Source organism: Mycobacteroides sp. CBMA 271 (assembly GCF_009729205.1).
In the GTDB taxonomy this organism is placed as follows: domain Bacteria; phylum Actinomycetota; class Actinomycetes; order Mycobacteriales; family Mycobacteriaceae; genus Mycobacterium.
In genome coordinates this window covers 292,431-312,211 of sequence record NZ_VTHB01000006.1, presented here as the reverse complement: position 1 = coordinate 312,211, position 19,781 = coordinate 292,431, and the positions used below count along the sequence as shown (strand labels likewise).

The 19,781-nt window shown below is 65.3% G+C and carries 16 protein-coding genes; 12 read left to right on the top strand and 4 right to left on the bottom strand.

The window, feature by feature from the left end:
- Position 1 precedes the first annotated feature (1 nt).
- Genes FZI91_RS17645 through FZI91_RS17635 form a run of 3 tightly spaced genes read left to right on the top strand, consistent with a single transcriptional unit; the run spans position 2 to position 2,548 of the window.
- Entirely contained in the window at positions 2 to 793 is a 792-nt protein-coding gene (locus FZI91_RS17645; RefSeq protein ID WP_155940362.1) for an ABC transporter ATP-binding protein, read from the top strand.
- A complete protein-coding gene (locus FZI91_RS17640; RefSeq protein WP_155940361.1) occupies positions 786 to 1,718 on the top strand; it encodes a glycosyltransferase in 933 nt (310 codons plus the stop codon). Before FZI91_RS17645 ends, FZI91_RS17640 begins: the two co-directional genes overlap by 8 nt.
- Positions 1,715 to 2,548, top strand: a complete 834-nt coding sequence (locus FZI91_RS17635; RefSeq protein WP_155940360.1) for an ABC transporter permease — start codon at positions 1,715 to 1,717, stop codon at positions 2,546 to 2,548. The genes FZI91_RS17640 and FZI91_RS17635 overlap by 4 nt, the downstream gene beginning before the upstream one ends.
- A 129-nt stretch (positions 2,549 to 2,677) precedes the next feature.
- Here FZI91_RS17635 and FZI91_RS17630 read toward each other — a convergent pair whose 3' ends face one another.
- Together FZI91_RS17630 and FZI91_RS17625 are read right to left on the bottom strand one after the other, a co-directional pair.
- Positions 2,678 to 3,259, bottom strand: a complete 582-nt coding sequence (locus FZI91_RS17630) for a hypothetical protein (RefSeq protein ID WP_155940359.1) — start codon at positions 3,257 to 3,259, stop codon at positions 2,678 to 2,680.
- Positions 3,260 to 3,367: 108 nt separating this feature from the next.
- Positions 3,368 to 3,832 (bottom strand): carboxymuconolactone decarboxylase family protein, encoded by a 465-nt coding sequence (locus FZI91_RS17625; protein WP_155940358.1) that lies wholly within the window; start codon positions 3,830 to 3,832, stop codon positions 3,368 to 3,370.
- A gap of 50 nt (positions 3,833 to 3,882) precedes the next feature.
- On the opposite strand from FZI91_RS17625, the gene FZI91_RS17620 reads away from it, so the two are divergent.
- The 8 genes from FZI91_RS17620 to FZI91_RS17585 all read left to right on the top strand — a co-directional run bounded on the left by FZI91_RS17620 (position 3,883) and on the right by FZI91_RS17585 (position 14,656).
- Positions 3,883 to 5,316 carry a PLP-dependent aminotransferase family protein gene (locus FZI91_RS17620; RefSeq protein WP_155940357.1) on the top strand — a complete coding sequence of 478 codons (1,434 nt, stop codon included), beginning with the start codon at positions 3,883 to 3,885 and terminating at the stop codon, positions 5,314 to 5,316.
- Between the two features lie 39 nt (positions 5,317 to 5,355).
- Entirely contained in the window at positions 5,356 to 6,210 is an 855-nt protein-coding gene (locus tag FZI91_RS17615; RefSeq protein ID WP_162526163.1) for an alpha/beta fold hydrolase, read from the top strand.
- 291 nt (positions 6,211 to 6,501) lie between these two features.
- Entirely contained in the window at positions 6,502 to 6,966 is a 465-nt protein-coding gene (locus FZI91_RS17610; protein ID WP_155940355.1) for a GtrA family protein, read from the top strand.
- A 27-nt stretch (positions 6,967 to 6,993) separates the two neighbouring features.
- The gene (locus tag FZI91_RS17605; protein WP_155940354.1) at positions 6,994 to 8,406 is read left to right on the top strand and encodes an FAD-binding oxidoreductase; all 1,413 of its coding nucleotides are present in this window, start codon (positions 6,994 to 6,996) and stop codon (positions 8,404 to 8,406) included.
- A gap of 18 nt (positions 8,407 to 8,424) precedes the next feature.
- Positions 8,425 to 9,204 (top strand): decaprenylphospho-beta-D-erythro-pentofuranosid-2-ulose 2-reductase, encoded by a 780-nt coding sequence (locus FZI91_RS17600; RefSeq protein WP_155940353.1) that lies wholly within the window; start codon positions 8,425 to 8,427, stop codon positions 9,202 to 9,204.
- A gap of 10 nt (positions 9,205 to 9,214) precedes the next feature.
- Positions 9,215 to 11,101, top strand: a complete 1,887-nt coding sequence (locus tag FZI91_RS17595) for a galactan 5-O-arabinofuranosyltransferase (RefSeq protein WP_155940352.1) — start codon at positions 9,215 to 9,217, stop codon at positions 11,099 to 11,101.
- Positions 11,102 to 11,120: 19 nt separating this feature from the next.
- Positions 11,121 to 14,351 (top strand): arabinosyltransferase domain-containing protein, encoded by a 3,231-nt coding sequence (locus FZI91_RS17590; protein WP_162526164.1) that lies wholly within the window; start codon positions 11,121 to 11,123, stop codon positions 14,349 to 14,351.
- A 122-nt stretch (positions 14,352 to 14,473) separates the two neighbouring features.
- Positions 14,474 to 14,656 (top strand): hypothetical protein, encoded by a 183-nt coding sequence (locus tag FZI91_RS17585; RefSeq protein ID WP_155940350.1) that lies wholly within the window; start codon positions 14,474 to 14,476, stop codon positions 14,654 to 14,656.
- A 5-nt stretch (positions 14,657 to 14,661) separates the two neighbouring features.
- Here the strand turns inward: FZI91_RS17585 and FZI91_RS17580 are convergent, their stop codons facing one another.
- Together FZI91_RS17580 and FZI91_RS17575 are read right to left on the bottom strand one after the other, a co-directional pair.
- Positions 14,662 to 14,937, bottom strand: a complete 276-nt coding sequence (locus FZI91_RS17580; protein ID WP_155940349.1) for a hypothetical protein — start codon at positions 14,935 to 14,937, stop codon at positions 14,662 to 14,664.
- 128 nt (positions 14,938 to 15,065) lie between these two features.
- The gene (locus FZI91_RS17575; protein WP_155940348.1) at positions 15,066 to 16,229 is read right to left on the bottom strand and encodes an ATP-binding protein; all 1,164 of its coding nucleotides are present in this window, start codon (positions 16,227 to 16,229) and stop codon (positions 15,066 to 15,068) included.
- 202 nt (positions 16,230 to 16,431) lie between these two features.
- Between FZI91_RS17575 and FZI91_RS17570 the strand changes: the two genes are divergently transcribed.
- The gene (locus FZI91_RS17570) at positions 16,432 to 19,773 is read left to right on the top strand and encodes an arabinosyltransferase domain-containing protein (protein WP_155940498.1); all 3,342 of its coding nucleotides are present in this window, start codon (positions 16,432 to 16,434) and stop codon (positions 19,771 to 19,773) included.
- Positions 19,774 to 19,781 lie beyond the last annotated feature (8 nt).

Below are 19,781 nucleotides of genomic sequence, written 5' to 3'. Positions count from 1 at the left end.
CATGGTCAGTATCCAGACCCACGACGCGTGGGTGGAATTCCCGATATTCGACGCCAAGTCGCGCTCGCTGAAGAAGGCGTTCCTCGGCAAGGCCGGCGGTGCAATCGGCCGTAACGCCTCGAACGTGGTGGTCATCGAAGCGCTGCGTGACATCACGCTCTCCCTCAAGGAGGGCGACCGGGTGGGGCTCGTCGGTCACAACGGCGCCGGCAAATCGACTCTGCTGCGGCTCCTTTCGGGAATCTACGAACCCACCCGGGGCAGCTCGTACGTGCAGGGCCGGGTTGCGCCCGTCTTCGACCTGGGCGTGGGCATGGATCCGGAGATCTCCGGGTACGAGAACATCATCATCCGCGGCATGTTCCTGGGACAGACCCGCAAGCAGATGCAGGCCAAGGTCGACGAGATCGCCGACTTCACCGAGCTGGGCGAATACCTCTCCATGCCACTGCGGACGTACTCCACCGGCATGCGGGTTCGCCTCGCGATGGGCGTGGTCACCAGCATCGACCCGGAGATCCTGCTGCTCGACGAGGGCATCGGAGCTGTCGACGCCGAGTTCATGAAGAAGGCGCGAATCCGGTTGCAGCAGTTAGTGGAACGCTCCGGCATGCTCGTCTTCGCCAGCCACTCCAACGAATTCCTGGCCCGTCTGTGCAACACGGCAATGTGGATCGACCACGGCACCATCAAAATGAGTGGCGGCATCGAGGATGTGGTGCGCGCCTACGAGGGCGACGAGGCCGCCGACCATGTGGCCCAGATTCTCGCCGAAGACGAGCGACATGCCTGAGGCGGTCGTTGCCGTCGTCGTCACCTATCGACGCGCGGCCCAGCTGGCCGAGTCGCTGACGATCGTCGCCTCCCAGACGACGCCGCCCACGCATCTGGTCGTGGTGGACAACGACAACGACCCCGCCGTCAAGGCTCTGGTGGATGGGCAGCCCATCGCCACCACCTACCTGGGTTCGCGCCGAAACCTCGGGGGTGCAGGCGGATTCGCGCTCGGCATGCTGCACGCGCTCACCTTGGGCGCCGACTGGGTGTGGCTGGCCGACGACGACGGTCGCCCGGGCGGATCCGACGTACTGGAAACCCTGCTGGCCTGCGCCGGCAAGCATCGCCTCGCCGAGGTGTCGCCCATGGTGTGCGATATCGATGATCCCGGCCGGCTGGCGTTTCCGCTGCGCCGCGGCCTGGTATGGCGACGGCGTGTGGAAGAGCTGCGTACCGAGGCCGGCCAAGACCTGCTGCCGGGGATCGCGTCGCTGTTCAACGGTGCCCTCTTTCGTGCGGAAACGCTGGAGGCCGTGGGCGTTCCGGACCTGCGCCTGTTCGTGCGCGGCGACGAGGTGGACGTACACCGGCGCCTCGTGCGCTCGGGGCTGCCGTTCGGAACCTGCCTGAACGCCACCTATCTACATCCCAACGGTGCCGCCGAATTCAAGCCGATCTTCGGCGGGCGCATGCATACCCAGTACCCCGACGATGAGACCAAGCGGTACTTCACCTACCGCAACCGCGGCTACCTGATGTCGCAACCCGGCATGCGCAAGCTGTTGCTTCAGGAATGGGTGCGCTTCGGCTGGTACTTCATGGTCACCCGCCGCGATCTTGCCGGCCTGCGCGAATGGATTGCCTTGCGACGCTTGGGCCGACGCGAGCAATTCGGCCGGCCGGGCAACCCGACTCCTTCGGTACAGGAGAGTGAGAAATGACGCAGGAAATGCTGGAGCTGTCTTCGGACTCCCGAACCTTCAAGCGGGCGTGGCGTGACCTATCGGACGGCTTCGAGCATCGGCAGCTCTGGTTACAGCTGGGCTGGCAGGACATCAAGCAGCGCTATCGGCGCTCGGTGCTGGGACCGTTCTGGATCACCATCGCCACCGGCTCGACCGCGCTGGCGATGGGCATCCTGTACTCCCAGCTGTTCAAGCTCCCCCTGGCGGAGCATTTGCCCTACGTGACAATCGGTTTGATCGTCTGGAACCTGTTCAACGCCGCAATCTTGGAGGGCTCCGATGTCTTTGTCGCCAACGAGGGCCTGATCAAACAGTTGCCGACCCCGCTCAGCGTGCACGTCTATCGGCTGGTGTGGCGACAGCTCCTGCTGTTCGCGCACAACATCATCATCTTCCTGATCGTCATCGCGGTGTATCCGCCGCACTGGCAGTACACCGATCTCAGTTTCCTTCCCGCGCTGGTCTTGATTGTCCTGAATTGCCTATGGGTTTCACTGGTTTTCGGCGTGTTGGCCACCCGCTATCGCGATATCTCGCCGCTGCTGGGCAGCCTGGTCCAGTTGCTGTTCTTCATGACGCCAATCATCTGGAACGAAAACATGCTGGGCGAGCGGGTCGGAAAGCTGGCCACCGTGGTGCAGCTCAACCCGTTCGTACATTTCTTGGCGATCATCCGCGATCCGCTGCTCGGGCTTCATCAGCAGATTCATCACTGGATCATCGCCTGTGCCATCACCGTGATCGGTTGGACCGTCGCGATCCTGGTGATGCGCCAGTTCCGCGCTCGGGTGCCCTACTGGGTCTGATGTGACGGTCGATTCGCCCGTCCCCGCGCGGTATTGGTTTCCTTCGGGCCGGATGGTCTGGATACCTGGCGGCCATCACGATCGCCGAGGGCATCCCCCAATTCGTCTGGGAGGACTACGGACAACCGACTAGCAGCTGACCGCGGGAGGGTTCGCACCCGCACGGAACGACACGTGCACGTGGTCATAGTGATTGGCGGTCGCGCTGCCCCGGTTCTCCATCATCGACCAGCCATTGCCGTCGTTATACCGCTGCTGCCAGATCACGTAGGTCACACCCAACCGATCACGGTTGGCGAGAACGAAATTCGCCAGAGCAGTGCCGGTCGCGTAGGACCCCGTCATGAAGTCCAAGGCCAGACCGCGACCGTGGTCACCGCCGCCTCCGCGACCGCTGGCACCACCGATGTCTGAGATGCCGAACATCCCCTTCAAGAAATTCCCCGCCTGGGCGACAGCAGGCTGCGCGCCGGACAAGACCGTGGAACACGGCTTGATGGCCCTGGCCCTGGCCTCCATGGCCAGCGCTTCGCCCGAGATGTAGCGCCGGTCCCGCTGTACGCGCGGTACGTCGGCGACAAGCGCGATCGCAGCCTGTTCCGGCTTAATCGACAGCTGAACCTTGGGCTGCCCGACTTCGCTCGCGATCCCCATCGCGGCGGCGCCGGCAACGAGTGACAGCGCGAGGCCCGCGACGCGAGAGGTCGGCATCACGGGCCTCTTCTCACCGTCCTTCGCACGCCATCTCGCCAAGATCACCTGGTTAGATTACGAAACGATCACGCTTCTGTCACGCCGACGGCAAAGAATGTGGCAAATCTATACACGCCGCCTCGGGGCGTTGCGGGTACTGACAGCGATGCGATTCCAGGCGTTAATCGTCAGGATCATCCCGATGATCTGTCCCAGCTCACGATCGCTGAAGACCTCGGCGGCCCGCGCGTAGGTCGCGTCAGACACGTGCTCACCAGCGGAAAGCACGGTGGCCTCCTCGGTGAGGGCCAGCGCCGCCTTTTCCCGCTCGGTATAGATGTCACCGGCCTCCGCCCATGCGTTGAGCAGGTAAATGCGCTGCTCGGTCTCACCGTTTTTGCGGGCGTCGTGGGTGTGCATATCGAGACAGAAAGCACAGTGATTGAGCTGAGACGCACGGATCTTGATGAGCTCGGCGAGGTTCGGGTCGACATCCTTGGCGGAGGCGATGCTCAGCGCCATCATGGCCTCGTAGACCTCGGGCGAGACCTTCTCCATGCGGATCCTTGGGGCATTCAGTGTGTTCGTCATGTCCTCAACACTAGATTCGGAAAGACCCACTCTCATGGTTCAATCCAGGCATGAGTTCATGGGCCAATTCGGGAACGGCAGAACCGCGGCCCCTCAGCCACGATCTGCACCTCGACCTGCGCGGCACCATCACCCCGGGCGCCCGTGGCGTACGCGACCTGCTGACCGCAGCGCTTCGCGATGCCGTCCGCTCGGGGCGACTGGCGGTCGGCGCGATGCTGCCGCCGTCACGAACCTTGGCCGGCGATCTGGGTCTGGCGCGGAACACCGTCGCCGAGTCGTATGCGGAACTCGTCGCTGAGGGCTGGCTTGAATCACGGCAAGGATCGGGAACGCGGGTGGTCAACCGCGGCCAAGACCAACAGCCACCGCGGCCACGCGGGGCGGGCTCGACCCCACCGCACAACCTCATGCCCGGATCCGGGGACGTCACGGCCTTCCCCCGCACGGACTGGCTCACCTCCGTACGCCGCGCACTGAGCAACGCACCCAACGAGGCACTGCGGGCCGGCGATCCGCGCGGACGTCTCGAATTACGCTCCGCCGTAGCCGAATACGTGGGGCGGGTGCGGGGTGTGCGGACCACCCCGGATTCGGTGGTCATCTGCGCGGGCACCCGGCACGCCGTGGAAATCTTGACCCGGATGTACGGACTGGCTCAGCCAATCGCCGTGGAAGCCTACGGGCTCTTCATCTTTCGCGATTGCATCGAAGCGGCGGGCGGCTCCAGCACCCCAATGGGCTTCGATGACGAGGGGGCCGTCGTGAACGACCTCGACACTCTCAGTGTCCGCGCCGCACTGGTAACCCCCGCCCACCACTTCCCGCATGGACTGCCGCTGCACCCGGCGCGGCGCACCGCGGTGGTGGACTGGGCCCGCCGCACCGACTCCTACGTGCTGGAGGACGACTACGACGGCGAGTTCCGGTACGACCGTCAGCCCGTCGGCGCGCTACAGAGCCTGGATCCGGACCGCGTCGTGTATCTGGGTTCGGCGAGCAAGAGCCTGACGCCCGTGCTGCGGCTGGGGTGGATGGTGCTGCCGCCCGACCTGGTGGACGCGGCGGTGGCGGCCGCCGGAGGCGGGCAGTGGTACGTGGACGTGATCTCGCAGCTGACCATGGCGGACTTCATCGCCAACGGACTCTACGACCGGCATATCCGGCGCATGCGCACGCGTTATCGGCGGCGGCGCGACCTACTCGTCGAGCGTCTGTCGCACTACAACGTCGGCATCCGAGGAGTATCGGCCGGACTACACCTGCTGCTGACGCTGCCCGACGGGGCCGAACCCGATGTGCTGTACCGAGCCGGCGAGGCAGGCGTCGGGTTGGCCGGGCTGTCGCGGTTGCGTCACCCTCTCGCCGGAGTGCAGGTACCCGATCCGGACGGGGTGGTGATCAGCTTCGGCACTCCCGCCGATCACGGTTTCGTGCCTGCCGTCGACGCGCTGTGCGGTGTGCTGGAGGCGACGGGCCTGTAGGCCGAGTAGTGGCACCGTCTGGCAGTGCCATGCCTCGTAATGGCAGCAGATCAGGGCGATCGTCGACGCATGCCTACTTTCCAGTCCTCCGCCGGCCCTATTCACTACCGCGATAGCGGGGAAGGTCCACCGATCGTCTTCGTGCACGGGCTCTTCGTCACCGGCACCATGTGGCGGAAGGTCATCGATCCACTGAGCGAGCGATTTCGCTGCATCGCGCCGGATCTGCCCCTCGGTGCGCATAAGACTCCGATGAACCCGGGCGCGGAACTCAGCCCGCGCGCGGTGGCCGGGCTGATCCGCGAGCTCATCGAAAGCCTCGAGCTCGACGACGTCACCGTGGTGGCCACCGACACCGGCGGTGCCATCACCCAGCTGCTACTCGCGGACGGCTGCGACCGCGTCGGCCGTGTGGTGCTGACACCCTGCGATTCCTTCGACAACTTCCTGCCGATGTCGATTCGCATCTTCCAGTACTGGGCGCGCATGCCCGGCACCGACTTCGTGCTGCGCCCGTTCAGGCTGAAGCTGGCGCGACGTGCGCTCGGAAACACCCTTGCCAAACACTCGATTCCCGACGAGGTGCTGCGCGAGTGGGTACAGCCTCTGTTGCAGGACAAGGCTGTGCGGCGCGATGTGCGTGCTTTCCTGAGCCGGATCGACTACCACGACACCCTGGGCGCAGCGGAAACGCTGCGCGGCTTTCAGAAGCCGGTGCTACTGCTCTGGCCACGCAAGCTGCCGTTCTTCCCCTTCGCCCACGCGGAGCGCTGGGTACAGCTACTGCCCGATGCCCGGCTCGTGGAAGTCCCTGACAGCTACGCATTTGTCAGCGAGGACCAACCCGAGCTCATGATCCGCGAGGTCGAGGCCTTCGTCTCGCAGCGAGTGTGAGCCTCAGTGTGCGAAAAACGCCGAGTGCGAGCGCTGGCGCTCACACTCGGCGGAAACGGATGGGCTTACTCGTCATCCTTGGCGTGATCGGCGACACCGGGGTTCGGATCGCGCGACAGGTCGATCAGCGGATCAACACCCTCGCCTTCGGCCCGTTCGTGCTTTCCGTGCTCCGGAGTCGTCATAGCTGTCCCTCACGCGTCGATGTTCCAGCAATCCAGCAATTCAGAGATCGACCCTACCTGCGCAACGAACACCGCGCAGGAACCTCTGGACTACCCCGGTCACCAGATGGGCGACGCGACCTGGCATAGGCTCTGCCGCGTGCAGGATGCCCCCGAATCTGGCCCAGCGCCGAGCCCAGCGCAGCTGCCGCTGACCACTCAAGCCGTCCGGTTCGTCATCACCGGCGGGCTCTCCGCTGTCGTCGACTTCGGGTTGTACGTGCTGCTCTACAAGACCCTCGACGTACAGCCGGACCTGGCCAAGGCCGTCGGCTTCATCGCCGGCACCACCACCGCCTACCTGATCAACCGGCGGTGGACCTTCCAGGCACCGCCCAGTACTGCGCGTTTGATCGCAGTGTGGGCGCTGTACCTAACCACGTTCATCGTCCAGGTGGGTCTCAATCATCTCTTCCTGGGCCTGCTGGACTACACCAAGACGGCGGTACTCGTCGCCTTCGTGATCGCGCAGGGCACCGCGACTGTCATCAACTTCATCGTCCAGCGCGCCGTGATTTTCCGGATGCGCTGAGCGGCTCAAGTACGCTTTTTCACTGATATGTCTACTGACCTTCCCCTGACCCCGCGCGCACTGACCGGGTTCGGCCGCACCGCACCCACAGTCGCCCACGTGTTGTCGACGCCCGATGTGGACGTCATCGCCGAGGCCGTGCGTCGGGTCGCCGACGCCAACTCCAACAGTCCCGCGTATCTGCGCCGTGGCATCGTCGCGCGCGGCCTGGGCCGCTCCTACGGTGATCACGCACAGAACGGCGGCGGCATCGTCGTCGACATGACCGCGGTGAACACCGTGCATTCGATCAGCGCCGATACCGGCGTGGCCGACGTGGACGGCGGGGTGAGCCTCGACCAACTCATGAAGGCAGCGCTGCCGTTCGGCCTGTGGGTTCCGGTGCTGCCGGGCACCCGACAGGTCACCATCGGCGGCGCCATCGGCTCGGATATCCATGGCAAAAACCACCACAGCGCGGGCAGCTTCGGCAATCACGTGCTGTCCATGGACCTGCTGATGGCCGACGGTGAAGTACGCACCCTCACGCCTTCAGGCAGCCCCGATGACAAAGATGCAGCGCTGTTCTGGGCCACAGTCGGCGGCAACGGGTTGACCGGCATCATCGTCCGTGCCCGTATTGCCATGACGCGCACCGAAACTGCGTACTTCATCAACGACGGCGTCGGCACGGCAGATCTAGACGAAACCGTCGCAGTCCACCTCGACGGCAGCGAGGACAACTACACCTACTCCAGCGCGTGGTTCGACGCGATCAGCCCGGCGCCGAAGCTCGGGCGCGCCGCCATCACCCGCGGCCGGTTGGCCAAACTGGACGAACTGCCCAAGAAGTTGGCCAAGAATCCACTCAAATTCGATGCACCACAACTGATGACGGTTCCCGACATCTTCCCCATCAGCGGCGTGAACAAGCTGTCCTGCATGGTCATCGGGGAGCTCTACTATCGCCGCGGCGGCACCTACACCAACAAGGTGCAAAACCTCACGCAGTTCTATCATCCGCTCGATCTGCTTGGCGAGTGGAATCGTGGTTACGGCCCAGCGGGTTTCGCTCAGCATCAGTTCCTGGTGCCACCTGACGCGCTGGAAGAATTCAAGGCCATCATCCGGTGGATCCAAACCAGCGGACACTATTCCGTGCTCAACGTCTTCAAACTGTTCGGTTCGGGAAACAGGGCACCACTGAGCTTCCCCATGGCCGGATGGAACGTCGCGATGGACTTTCCGAACAAACCCGGTGTCAACGAATTCCTCAACGAGCTCGACGACCGCGCTATGGAGTTCGGTGGTCGGGTCTACACCGCCAAGGATTCGCGGGTGAACGCGGAGAAGTTCCACAAGATGTACCCGCGCGTCGACGAGTGGATTGCCACCCGACGCAAGGCCGATCCCCACGGCGTGTTCGCCTCAGATATGGCCCGCCGCCTCGAGCTGCTCTAGAAAGGCTTTAGCCACACCATGATTGATGCAACCGGAAACCCGCAGACCATCCTGCTGTTGGGCGGCACCTCGGAGATCGGCCTGGCCATCGTCGAGCGCTACCTCAAGAACGCGAAGGCACGCGTCATCCTGGCCGATCTGCCGGCCGCGCCCAAGCGCGCGGCTGCCATCGCACAGATCGAGGCCGCGGGCGCCAAGTCGGTCGAGTACTTAGAGTTTGATGCGGTCGACACCAAGAGCCATCCAGCCCTCATCGAATCCGCCTGGGCGCAGGGCGATGTGGACGTCGCGATCGTCGCCTTCGGCATCCTCGGAGACGCCGAAGAGCTGTGGCAGGACCAGGCCAAGGCGGTGCTGAGCGCACAGGTCAACTACACCGCCGCCGTCTCTGTCGGCGTGCTCATCGGCCAGCGGCTGAAGGCGCAGGGCTTCGGCCAGATCATCGCGATGTCCTCGGTCGCCGGCGAACGAGTGCGCCGCTCCAATTTCGTCTACGGCTCCACCAAGGCCGGCCTCGACGGTTTCTATCTGGGTCTCGGAGAGGCGCTGCGCGAGTTCGGCGCCCGCGTGCTGGTGGTACGGCCCGGCCAGGTGCGCACCACCACGACGATCGAGCATTGGCAGGCCACCGGCGCCAAGGAGGCCCCGTTCACGGTCGACAAGGAGCAGATCGCCGAGCAGGTGGTGACCTCGGCCGCGGCGGGCAAGGAGCTGATCTGGGCCCCCGGACAGTGGCGCTTCGTGATGTCGGTGCTGCGCCACGTACCGCGCCCCATCTTCCGTAAATTGCCGGTGTAATCGCGCCGAGATGGCCGCCCCGATGGCACTGACGGCACGACGGCACGTGCTGGACACCACCAAGGACCTGACGCTCGCCGTCGCCATGGCCGTCGCGGTCAGCGTCGTCGCGCTCATCGCGATAGCGCGGGTGGAGTGGCCGGCTTTCGGCTCCTCCAACCAACTGCACGCACTGACCACCGTCGGGCAGTTCGGCGCCATCGCCGGACTGGTGCTGGCCGGTGTCGTCTGGCGCCGCGGCCGTGAACTCGTCGCGAAAGTGCTTTCCCTGCTCTTTCTTTCGGTGTTCACGGTGGTGACCCTCGGCATGCCGCTGGGTGCCACCAAGCTCTATCTCTTCGGGATCTCGGTGGATCAGCAGTTCCGCACCGAATACCTGACGCGGTTGACTGACGCACCGGCGCTGCACGATATGACGTACCCGGATATGCCGCCGTTCTATCCGGCCGGCTGGTTCTGGCTCGGCGGACGCATCGCGGCACTCACCGGGACCGCGGGTTGGGAGATGTACAAGCCGTGGGCCATCGCATCCCTGGCGATCGCAGTGTGCGCGGCATTTGTGCTGTGGAACAAGCTGATCCGCTTCGAGTACGCACTCGTGGTAAGCACAGCGACAGCCGCGACCACACTCGCGTACACCGCTGCTGAGCCGTACGGCGCGATCGTGACGGTCCTGCTGCCCCCGGTGCTGGTGATGGGCTACAGCGCGCTGCGCGCACCCGCCGGCCGCGGGTGGGCGGCTGTCGTCGGTGTCGGTATTTTCCTAGGGTTCGCGGCACTGTTCTACACGTTGCTCACCGGCTTCGGGGCACTCGCAATCACCGTCGCCGCCAAGGTGGTGGCGATAGGCCGTTGGCGGACCGCCGGCTGGCGCTCCATGAAAGAACCGCTGCTGCGGTGGCTCGCTATCGCCGGTATCGCCATCGCGATTGCCCTCGTGTTCTGGGGCCCTTATCTGATTGCGGTGTCGCACGCCTCCCTGGAAAAGGCGGCGTCGGCATGGCATTACCTGCCCAATGACGGCGCGGAACTGTCCTTCCCCATGCTGCAGCCCACCATGCTCGGCGGCCTGTGCCTGCTCGGCACCGTGTGGCTGGTGGTGCGGGCACGACATTCGACACGCGCCGGGGCGCTCGCGATCGGAGTGGCGACCGTCTACCTGTGGTCACTGCTGTCCATGCTGGCCACCCTGGCCCAGACCACCCTGCTGTCGTTCCGGCTGGTGCCCACCCTCACCGTGCTGCTCACCGCGGCGGGCGTATTCGCCTTCTTCGAAGTTGCAGCGTGGGCGTCGGGGCGCGCCAAATCGGCAACCATCGTGGCCGCCGCCGTCGGCCTGGCCGGTGCGCTGGCGTTCAGCCAGGACATTCCCAACGTGCTGCGCTCGGACATCGTCATCGCCTACGCCGATACCGACGGCACCGGACAACGCGCCGATCGACGTCCGCCCGGCCCGGAAAGTCACTACCAAGCCATCGACAAGGCGATCACCGAGATCACCGGCAAGCCCCGCGATGAGACCGTGGTCCTCACCGCCGACTACAGCTTCCTGGCGTTCTACCCGTACTACGGCTTCCAGGGACTCACCCCGCACTACGCGAACCCCCTCGCGCAGTTCGACAAACGTGCGGCGGCGATCAAGAGCTGGGCAGACCTGCACACCGCCGACGAGATGGTCCGTGCGCTGGACGCACTGCCCTGGCGGGCTCCGACCGTGTTCTTGATGCGTCAGTCCGGCGACAACTATTCCCTGCGGCTTGCCAAGGACGTCTACCCCAACCAGCCGAATGTGAAGCGATACACCGTCACACTGAGCAAGCAGTTGTTCGCTGACCCACGGTTCACCGTGCGCACCATCGGACCCTTCGTCCTGGTTGTGCGGGTCCCGCGGGGCTAGCCAACTAACATCTTCCTCCGTGACGGTTCAGGGAAGCGCGACGCCAGAGGTCGCTAGCGGCGGCGACGGCGACTACCGCAAGGCCCGACTGATCGCGATCGTCACCGGAGTCCTCGGTGCGCTGCTGGCGATAGCCACTCCGCTGCTTCCGGTCCAGCAGGACACCGCACAGCTGAACTGGCCCCAAAACAACACCCTCGCCAGCGTCAACGCCCCCCTCATCGGATACGTCGCCACCGACCTCACCATCACGGTGCCCTGCGCCGCAGCCAAGCCGCTGGACGGCCACAACAGCGTGCTGCTGTCGACCGTGCCCAAGCAGGCCCCCAACGCGGTGGACCGCGGCATGCTGATCCAGCGCACCGGTGGCGACCTCGTCGTGATCGTGCGCAATGTCCCCGTGGTCTCGGCACCCTTCGCCGACGTCATCGGCCCCGACTGCCAGCGGCTCGAGGTGACCGCGCACTCAGACAAGGTGACCGGGACGTTCGTCGGCCTCACCCAGGGGCCCAAGGACGCCCGACCCGGGCAGCCGCGCGCCGGGGAACGCGGCGGGTACGACTTCCGGCCGCAGATCGTCGGCGTCTTCACCGACTTGTCCGGTCCCGCTCCGGCGGGCCTGAAACTCTCCGCAACCGTCGATACCCGATACAGCAGTTCCCCGACCGCCCTCAAGTTCATCGCGATGATCCTGGGTGTCGTGTTGACCGGCATCTCGCTGCTCGCCCTGCACACCCTCGATACGGCCGACGGACGCCGGCATAAGCGCTTCCTGCCCGAGCGCTGGTGGAAACCGCGCCCGCTCGACATGCTCGTCGGCGCGGTGTTGGTGTGGTGGCATTTTGTCGGCGCCAACACCTCCGACGACGGCTACATCCTCACCATGGCCCGGGTCGCGGAGCACTCGGGCTACATGGCCAATTACTACCGCTGGTTCGGCACCCCCGAGGCGCCGTTCGGCTGGTACTACGACCTGCTGACCATCTGGGCGCATGTCAGCACCTCCAGCGTGTGGATGCGGCTGCCCACCCTGCTGATGGCCGTGCTGTGTTGGGCCGTGATCAGCCGCGAGGTAATTCCCCGGCTGGGCCATGCGGCCCGCACCAACCCGATCGTGCCGTGGACCGCGGCGGCGATGTTCCTGGCGTTCTGGCTGCCGTTCAACAACGGTCTGCGCCCCGAGCCGATCATCGCCGTGGGCATTCTGTTGACCTGGTGCTCGGTCGAGCGGTCCATCGCCACCAACAGGCTGCTTCCCGCGGCGGTCGCCTGCATCATCGGGGCCCTGACCCTGTTCTCCGGGCCGACGGGCATCGCGTCGATCGGTGCGCTACTGGTCGCGATCGGTCCCTTGCGCACCATCGTGGGCAAGCGCGCCAAGCGATTCGGCTACGCCGCGCTGTTGGCGCCGATCCTGGCCGCGGGCCTGGTGACGCTGATCGTCATCTTCCGCGATCAAACCCTTGTCGGGGAGATTCAGGCCAGCGCACTCAAGTCCGCCGTCGGCCCGTCACTGAACTGGTTCGACGAACACGTCCGCTACGAGCGCCTGTTCCTGCCCACCACCGACGGCGCGATCTCCCGCCGCTTCCCGGTGCTGGCGCTGGTCATCGCGCTCGGCGTGGCCGTGGCAATGACTCTGCGCAAGAACAAGATTCCCGGTACCGCTAGCGGCCCCAGCCGACGGATCATCGGTATCACCCTGATCTCGTTTGTCGCGATCATGTTTACCCCCACCAAGTGGACGCACCACTTCGGCGTGTTCGCAGGCCTGGCCGGATCGCTGGGCGCGTTGGCCGCGGTGGCGGTGACCGCGGCGGCGATGCGCTCGCCGCGCAACCGCACGCTGTACGCCGCGATCGTGCTGTTCGTCCTCGCCCTGTCGTTCTCCAGTGTGAACGGCTGGTGGTACGTCTCCAACTTCGGAGTGCCCTGGTCAAATTCCTTCCCGCAGTGGCACTTCGGCATCAGCACCGTGTTCTTCGGGCTCTCGGTCCTCGCCATCTTGGCCGCGGCGTGGATACATTTCACAGGCCGCGACCACCCCGGCCGCACGCCCATGCACCCGGTGCTCGCACGCCTAGCCGAATCCCCCTTGGCCGTCGGCACCTGGCTGGTCGTGATCTGGTCGGTGTTCTCGCTGACCGCGGGCATGGTCAATCAATACCCTGCCTGGTCCGTCGGCCGATCCAACCTCGACGCGCTGCGCGGAAACGGCTGCGGACTGGCCAACGACGTCTTGGTCGAGGAGAGCCCCAACGCCGGGATGCTGCAACCCATCGATGCCCCCGTCGGGCAGGCACTAGCCGCCGATACCAATATCCTGTTCAACCCCAACGGAATCCCGTCGGACGTCTCCGCCGACGAGGAGAACAACCCGCAAAGCTCCGACAGCTTCGTCCAACGCGACAAGGGCGGCAACAACGCCAACGGCAGCCAGGAGGGTACCGAGGGCGGCACGACCTTCGCCCCCGGTGTCAACGGGTCGTTGGCCCGACTGCCCTTCGACCTCAAACCGGAGAGCACGCCGGTCATGGGCAGCTACCAGGTGGGCAGCCAACGCGCGGCGCGGTTGCAGTCGGCGTGGTATCGGTTGCCGCCGAAGGACGCCACCAAGCCGTTGATAGTGCTCGCCGCCGCGGGCCGGTTCGACCCATACGAGCTCCAGGTGCAGTTCGCCCGGGAGGACGGGAAGGTCATGGGCGCCATCTCGTTTGCCGATCTTGGCCCGTCACCAGCCTGGCGGAACCTACGCATGTCCCGTGATGCCATCCCGACAGAGGCCACCCGGATCCGGCTGCTCGCGACCGACGACGACCTGGCACCGCAGCACTGGATAGCGATTACCCCGCCCCGAGTTCCCTCGCTGCGCACGCTGCAGGAAGTCGTGGGCTCCGATCCGGTATTCCTGGATTGGCTTGTTGGACTCGCCTTCCCGTGTCAGCGACCGTTCGATCACAAGAACGGTGTCGTCGAGATCCCTAAGTGGCGCATTCTTCCCGACCGCTTTGGCGCGGAAGCCAACTCGCCGGTGATGGATTACCTCGGCGGCGGCCCGCTGGGCATCACCGAACTGCTACTAAAGGCGACGCCGGTACCGACCTATCTGCAGAACGACTGGTTCCGCGACTGGGGCGCCCTGCAGAAGTTCACGCCGTACTACAAGGACGCCACCGAGGCACAGCTGCGACTCGGAACCACGGTACACAGTGGGCTGTGGACGCCTGGGCCGCTGCGCAAGAGTCGATAGCACCCGGCCTTTCAACTCTTGGCTGATTTCCGATAAGAACTGGCAACTTATCGGAAGCCCGCGGCCGGCTCGCCAACTTCAATGGGGTTGTCAGTAAAGAGATCCCAGAGGAAGGCGCCGCGATGCTGCGACAAATCGCTTGGCAGTTTTTGGTGACCGCGTCCCTGGCCTCGTACTTGGTGACAACCATTCCGGCCCTCGGGAAACCCGGCGATGACGAGCCCTGCCCCCATCACCCCGTCAAGCTCGATCCCAAGTGCGAACGCTCGGGGGCGGTTCGGGAGAAGTCGCCACACAACGACTAGCGCACTCACTTCTCCAAGGCGCGCACGAGTAGGTCTTTGATTTCGGACTGACCGTCTTCAAGCGACCGGACTCGAGTGTTGGTGTCGTCGAGCTTGGATTCGAGACGCACCAACCGCTCGCCGTGGTCGCGGAGCGTCTCGCCGTGCTCACGCAGGGTCTGGGAGCGCTCCCGCTGGTTCGCCCCGAGCGCATTGACGGCCGAGAGAACTGCCTTGTAGTCAGCGCGCTCGGCCTCAAGTGCCGACACCCGAGCATCGAGGTCATCCATGCGCGCGTTCATAGCAGCGATGGTAGCGAGATCCGCCGACAACGGCACGAGTTATCCACAGGCCTCGCCCCTGCGTCGAGACTACGGTTTTCGACGCATTTCGCGAGTGTGCGAGACAGAAATCTGCGCGTCAATGGAAGCTAGTCCTCCTGTGCGCGAACGAATTCCGCGAATCCTGGGATGGTGAACTCCAGGAGTCCATGGCCCGCGACGTCGATGAAGCCCTTGTCGATGAGGCCGGCACGGGCCGCACTGATTGCCCGCGAATCCCGGCCCATCACGGCGGCGATATCGGCCCGGCTGGCCAGCCGCTCGTCGGTGAGCGACTGCGCCATCGCCGCCATGAACAACCGCTGCACCGGTGTCGCGTTGTTCCAGCGCGCACGAAAGAGGGCGTCCATGTCCTCGGCGACCAGCCGGGCCGCGTGCTCGACATCGGATGCCCGAATCTGACCGCCCGCGTCCGGGTATCCGGCGCGCGCCCATGCGGCGTCGGCGTAGAGCTGCAGGGTGTGCGGATAGCCGTTCGTCTGCGCGATAACCGCATCGAGCGCGTCCTGATCCCAGCCAACCCCGGCCTCTGCGGCGGGCTTGACGAGCGCCACCCGGGACGCGTCGGGACCGAGCCGATGCAACGTGCGATAGGCGAATCGTTCACTAAATGTCGCTGCGGCACTGATGATCTCCGGCGTCTGCGGCAGCCCCGCCGCAAACACCCCCGTAGGCAGGGCGTCGGCCTCGGCCTGCAGGTCCTGCCAGGTGACCGCCAAGGTGCGCAGCCCCTGCCGGTCGGCGTCCTGGACTTCGTCGATCAGCAGCACCAGCCCGCGGTGCCCCTCATCACGCGCCGCCCGCACGGTTTCGACGATCAGTTCCTTGAACGACGGCTCCGCCAACGACGCCGCAGGCGCCGTCGGTTTGACGGTCGCGCCAACCTGGGCCACACCGGGCACGCCGGCGGTGATGCTCACCTGCTCGATGGCGCGCAGCAAGCGGCCACGCGACTTCTTCTTCCACCCCGCGACGCGGGCGCGGATTTGGGTGGCGATCGCCTGGATGAGCGGCTCGTCTCCCCCGGCGGTGACCCACACCGTCACCACGCCGCGGGCCTCCGCGTCACGCTGGACCTCACGCAGTAGGGAGGTCTTTCCCACACCGCGCGGACCCGTGTCCACCCGGATGCGCCCGATCAGCCGACCGAGCTCAGACATGTACATCAACCGCTCCCCGATCTCGGCCAGCTGCTCGGCGCGGCCGACCACCTCACGCGCCACCTGGCCGGGTGTGTACGGGCTGGGCTGCATATCGGATTCCTTACGGGAAAACTCCACTTGATACTTACGGAGCGGTATCAATACGTATCAGACGGGTCTGACATTCTGGATACTTATCGATACTTTGTCTAAAGTATCCATAGGTATCGAGCTTGGAGGTATCAATCCGGCCAACGGACCGCGCTGCATTCCGGTGCCCAAAGGTCCGTCACATACCATCGCCCTCGTGCCTTTGCCTTCCGATGAGCCGCTTAAGCGAAGAGCAACAGGTTCTTCAGAGTCCGGGACAGCACGACGCGCACGCCTGATTTCACTGGTAGCAGCCGCCATCGGTGTGCTGCTGTGCGTGCTCGTCCCGCTGCTGCCGGTCCGCCAATCCACCGCCGACATCACCTGGCCTCAGGGCGTGACGGCCGACGGAAACATCGCAAGCCTCACCGCGCCCTTGGTATCGGGCGCGCCGCTGTCCTTCGAGGCCCACATTCCGTGCACCGCCGTCGCGACGCTGCCCGCCGCTGGTGGCGTGGTGCTGTCCACCAGTCCCGACGGCGGATTCGAGGCGAGCCGACACGCCCTATTCGTGCGCGCGACGTCCGACCTCGTGGTCGTCGCTTTCCGTGACAACGTCGCGACGGTCGCCCCGCGCAAGGCCGTGGAATCCGGCGGCTGCACCACCCTGGACATCTGGGCCAACGCCGGCGGTGTGGGTGCCAACTTCGCCGGACTCCCCAATGCCACCGGCACGCTGTCCATCGAGAACAAGCCTCAGGTGACCGGCCTGTTCACCGACCTCAAGGTGCCCGCCGGCGCATCAGCACCGACGGCGCATGTCGTGCTCGACACCCGCTTCATCACCAGCCCCACCTTGCTCAAGCTGTCGGCCCTGGTGCTCGGCCTCGCCGCGGTGGCGATCGCCATCGGGGCGCTGGCCGTGCTGGAGCGTGGCGGACGTAAGCCCGCTGCATTGAAGCCATCCGGCCGCACGCTCCGTCTGCCGAACCGCGCGACTCTTCTCACCAACGGTGTCGCCGATATCGGAGTGGTTGGCACCCTTCTTCTTTGGCACGTCATCGGCGCCATCACCTCCGACGACGGCAACATCCTCACCGAGGCCCGCGTTGCACACGACGCCGGCTACGTCACCGAGTACTACCGCTACTTCGGCGCTACCGCATCACCCTTCGATTGGTACGCAACCCTCTTGAGCTGGCTCACGCAGATGAGCACGGTCGGCGTGTGGATGCGCGTCCCGGCCACCCTGGCCGGGATCGGCACCTGGTACATCCTGCGCACGAAGGTGCTGCCCCGGCTGGGCGAGCAGCTCACCACCAGCCGGACCGCCGTGTGGACCGCGGCCCTGGTCTTCCTGGCCGCCTGGCTCCCCTTCAATAACGGCCTGCGTCCCGAGCCGATCATCGTGTTCGGCACCGTCGTCACCTGGATTCTGGTGGAGCGCACCATCGCGACCCGCCGCCTGTCCCCCGCCGCGCTGGCGATCATCGCCGCCCTACTCACCGCGACCGTCGCCCCCCAGGGACTCATCGCCCTCGGGCCGCTACTCGCCGGTGGACGCGCCATCGCCCGCGTCGTCGCGGTCCGGCGCCTGCGGTACGGGCGGTTCACCCCGATCGCGGTCATCGCGGCGTCGGTCGCAGGAGTGTTCGCTTTCACCTTCCGAGACCAGACCCTGGCCACCGTCGCCGAATCCGCGCGCATCAAGTACGTGGTCGGCCCGACGATCGCCTGGTACCAGGAGTTCCTGCGCTACTACTTCCTCACCGTCGAATCCAATGTCGATGGTTCGATGACGCGCCGCATCGCGGTGCTGATCCTGCTGCTCTGCCTTTTCGGCACGCTGGCGGTGCTGCTGCGCCGCGGCATGCTGCCCGGCCTGGCCAGCGGACCGGTATGGCGGCTGATCGGCAGCACCGCGATCGGACTGCTGCTACTCACCTTCACCCCCACCAAGTGGGCCATCCAGTTCGGCATCTTCGCCGGGCTGACCGGCGCCCTCGGCGGGGTCGCGGCCTTCACCTTCGCCCGCGTGGGGCTGCATTCTCGACGCAACCTCACGCTGTATGTGACGGCGCTGCTGTTCATCCTGGCGTGGGCGACCTCCGGTATCAACGGCTGGTTCTACGTAGGCAACTACGGCGTGCCGTGGTTCGACAAACAACCGGTCATCGCCAGTCATGCAGTCACCTCGATGTTCCTGGCGCTGTCGATCGTCACCGCGCTGCTGGCCGCGTGGCAGCACTTCCGCATTGACTACACCGGACACACCGAGGTCAAAAACAACCGCCGCAACCGTTTCCTGGCCTCCACCCCGCTGATGATCGTCGCCGCCATCATGGTGATTCTCGAAGTGTCCTCGATGGCCAAGGGTGTCTACGCGCGCAGTGACACCTACACCACCGGTAAGGCCAACCTGTTGGCACTGACCGGCAGCCCCTGCGCGATGGCCAACGACGTTCTGGTCGAGCCCGACGCCAATGACGGCCTGCTGCAACCAGTTCCAGGCCAGAAGGCGGGAAAATACGGCCCACTCGGCGGCACGGATCCCATCGGCTTCACCCCCGACGCCGTGGGTATCGGCATGACCTCACTGCCCGTCATCGGCAAGCCGGGCCTGGTGAACTCCGACGCCTCGCCGAACGCGCCCATCATGGAAGTCAGCGATGCGGCCGGGACCACCGGCGGTATCGGACCGGTCGGCATCAACGGCTCCAGCGCACTGCTGCCCTTCGGGCTGGATCCGGCCCGCACCCCGGTGATGGGCAGCTACGGCGAGGATTCCATTGCCGCACATCTCAAGTCTTCCTGGTATGAGCTCCCAGCGCCCAGCCCCGATCGGCCGCTGGTGGTGATCTCGGCTGCTGGTTCCATCGGATCCCACGCGCAGGACGGCGGTTTCAACGGCGAGGTCAACTACGGACAGCCCCTCCTGCTGGAGTGGGGTTCCAGGGACCCGGGAACGGGCGAGGTGAAACCGCTGCGACGCCCCGGCCAAAAAGATCCGGATGAACCCATCGACATTGGTCCGCAAAAGGTTTGGCGAAATCTACGGGTTCCGATGAAATCAGCACCGCCCGGGGCCAACGTGGTTCGGATCGTCGCAGACGACCCCAACCTGTCCAACGACCAGTGGCTAGCCTTCACGCCGCCCCGAGTACCGACCCTCAAGACCGCGCAGGACCTCATGGGCTCCGACACTCCGGTACTGCTGGATATGGCTGTGGCACAAAACTTCCCATGCCAACGACCGTTCAGTGAGCGTCTCGGAGTCGCCGAACTGCCCAAGTACCGGGTAATGCCCGAGCACAAGCAGGTGGCGACGTCGTCGAACATGTGGATGTCGGCCGAGGACGGTGGACCGTTCATGTTCACCACCGCACTGCTGCGGACCTCCTCGGTACCCACCTATCTGCGTAATGACTGGTACCGCGACTGGGGCTCGATCGAGAAGTACGTGCCCGTCGTCGGGCCGGATCTGGCACCCAACGCCAAACTCACCGAGGGCACCGTCGTCGTGAACGGCTGGACCCGCAATGGACCGATTCGAGCTTTGCCGTGAATGACACA

Coding starts and splice junctions, on each gene's coding strand:
- FZI91_RS17615 (WP_162526163.1), top strand. CDS start 5,356: ATGGCAGCAGATCAGGGCGATCGTCGACGCATGCCTACTTTCCAGTCC.
- FZI91_RS17640 (WP_155940361.1), top strand. CDS start 786: ATGCCTGAGGCGGTCGTTGCCGTCGTCGTCACCTATCGACGCGCGGCC.
- FZI91_RS17620 (WP_155940357.1), top strand. CDS start 3,883: ATGAGTTCATGGGCCAATTCGGGAACGGCAGAACCGCGGCCCCTCAGC.
- FZI91_RS17610 (WP_155940355.1), top strand. CDS start 6,502: ATGGGCGACGCGACCTGGCATAGGCTCTGCCGCGTGCAGGATGCCCCC.
- FZI91_RS17580 (WP_155940349.1), bottom strand. CDS start 14,937: ATGAACGCGCGCATGGATGACCTCGATGCTCGGGTGTCGGCACTTGAG.
- FZI91_RS17585 (WP_155940350.1), top strand. CDS start 14,474: ATGCTGCGACAAATCGCTTGGCAGTTTTTGGTGACCGCGTCCCTGGCC.
- FZI91_RS17635 (WP_155940360.1), top strand. CDS start 1,715: ATGACGCAGGAAATGCTGGAGCTGTCTTCGGACTCCCGAACCTTCAAG.
- FZI91_RS17625 (WP_155940358.1), bottom strand. CDS start 3,832: ATGACGAACACACTGAATGCCCCAAGGATCCGCATGGAGAAGGTCTCG.
- FZI91_RS17645 (WP_155940362.1), top strand. CDS start 2: ATGGTCAGTATCCAGACCCACGACGCGTGGGTGGAATTCCCGATATTC.
- FZI91_RS17630 (WP_155940359.1), bottom strand. CDS start 3,259: ATGCCGACCTCTCGCGTCGCGGGCCTCGCGCTGTCACTCGTTGCCGGC.
- FZI91_RS17575 (WP_155940348.1), bottom strand. CDS start 16,229: ATGCAGCCCAGCCCGTACACACCCGGCCAGGTGGCGCGTGAGGTGGTC.
- FZI91_RS17595 (WP_155940352.1), top strand. CDS start 9,215: ATGGCCGCCCCGATGGCACTGACGGCACGACGGCACGTGCTGGACACC.
- FZI91_RS17605 (WP_155940354.1), top strand. CDS start 6,994: ATGTCTACTGACCTTCCCCTGACCCCGCGCGCACTGACCGGGTTCGGC.
- FZI91_RS17600 (WP_155940353.1), top strand. CDS start 8,425: ATGATTGATGCAACCGGAAACCCGCAGACCATCCTGCTGTTGGGCGGC.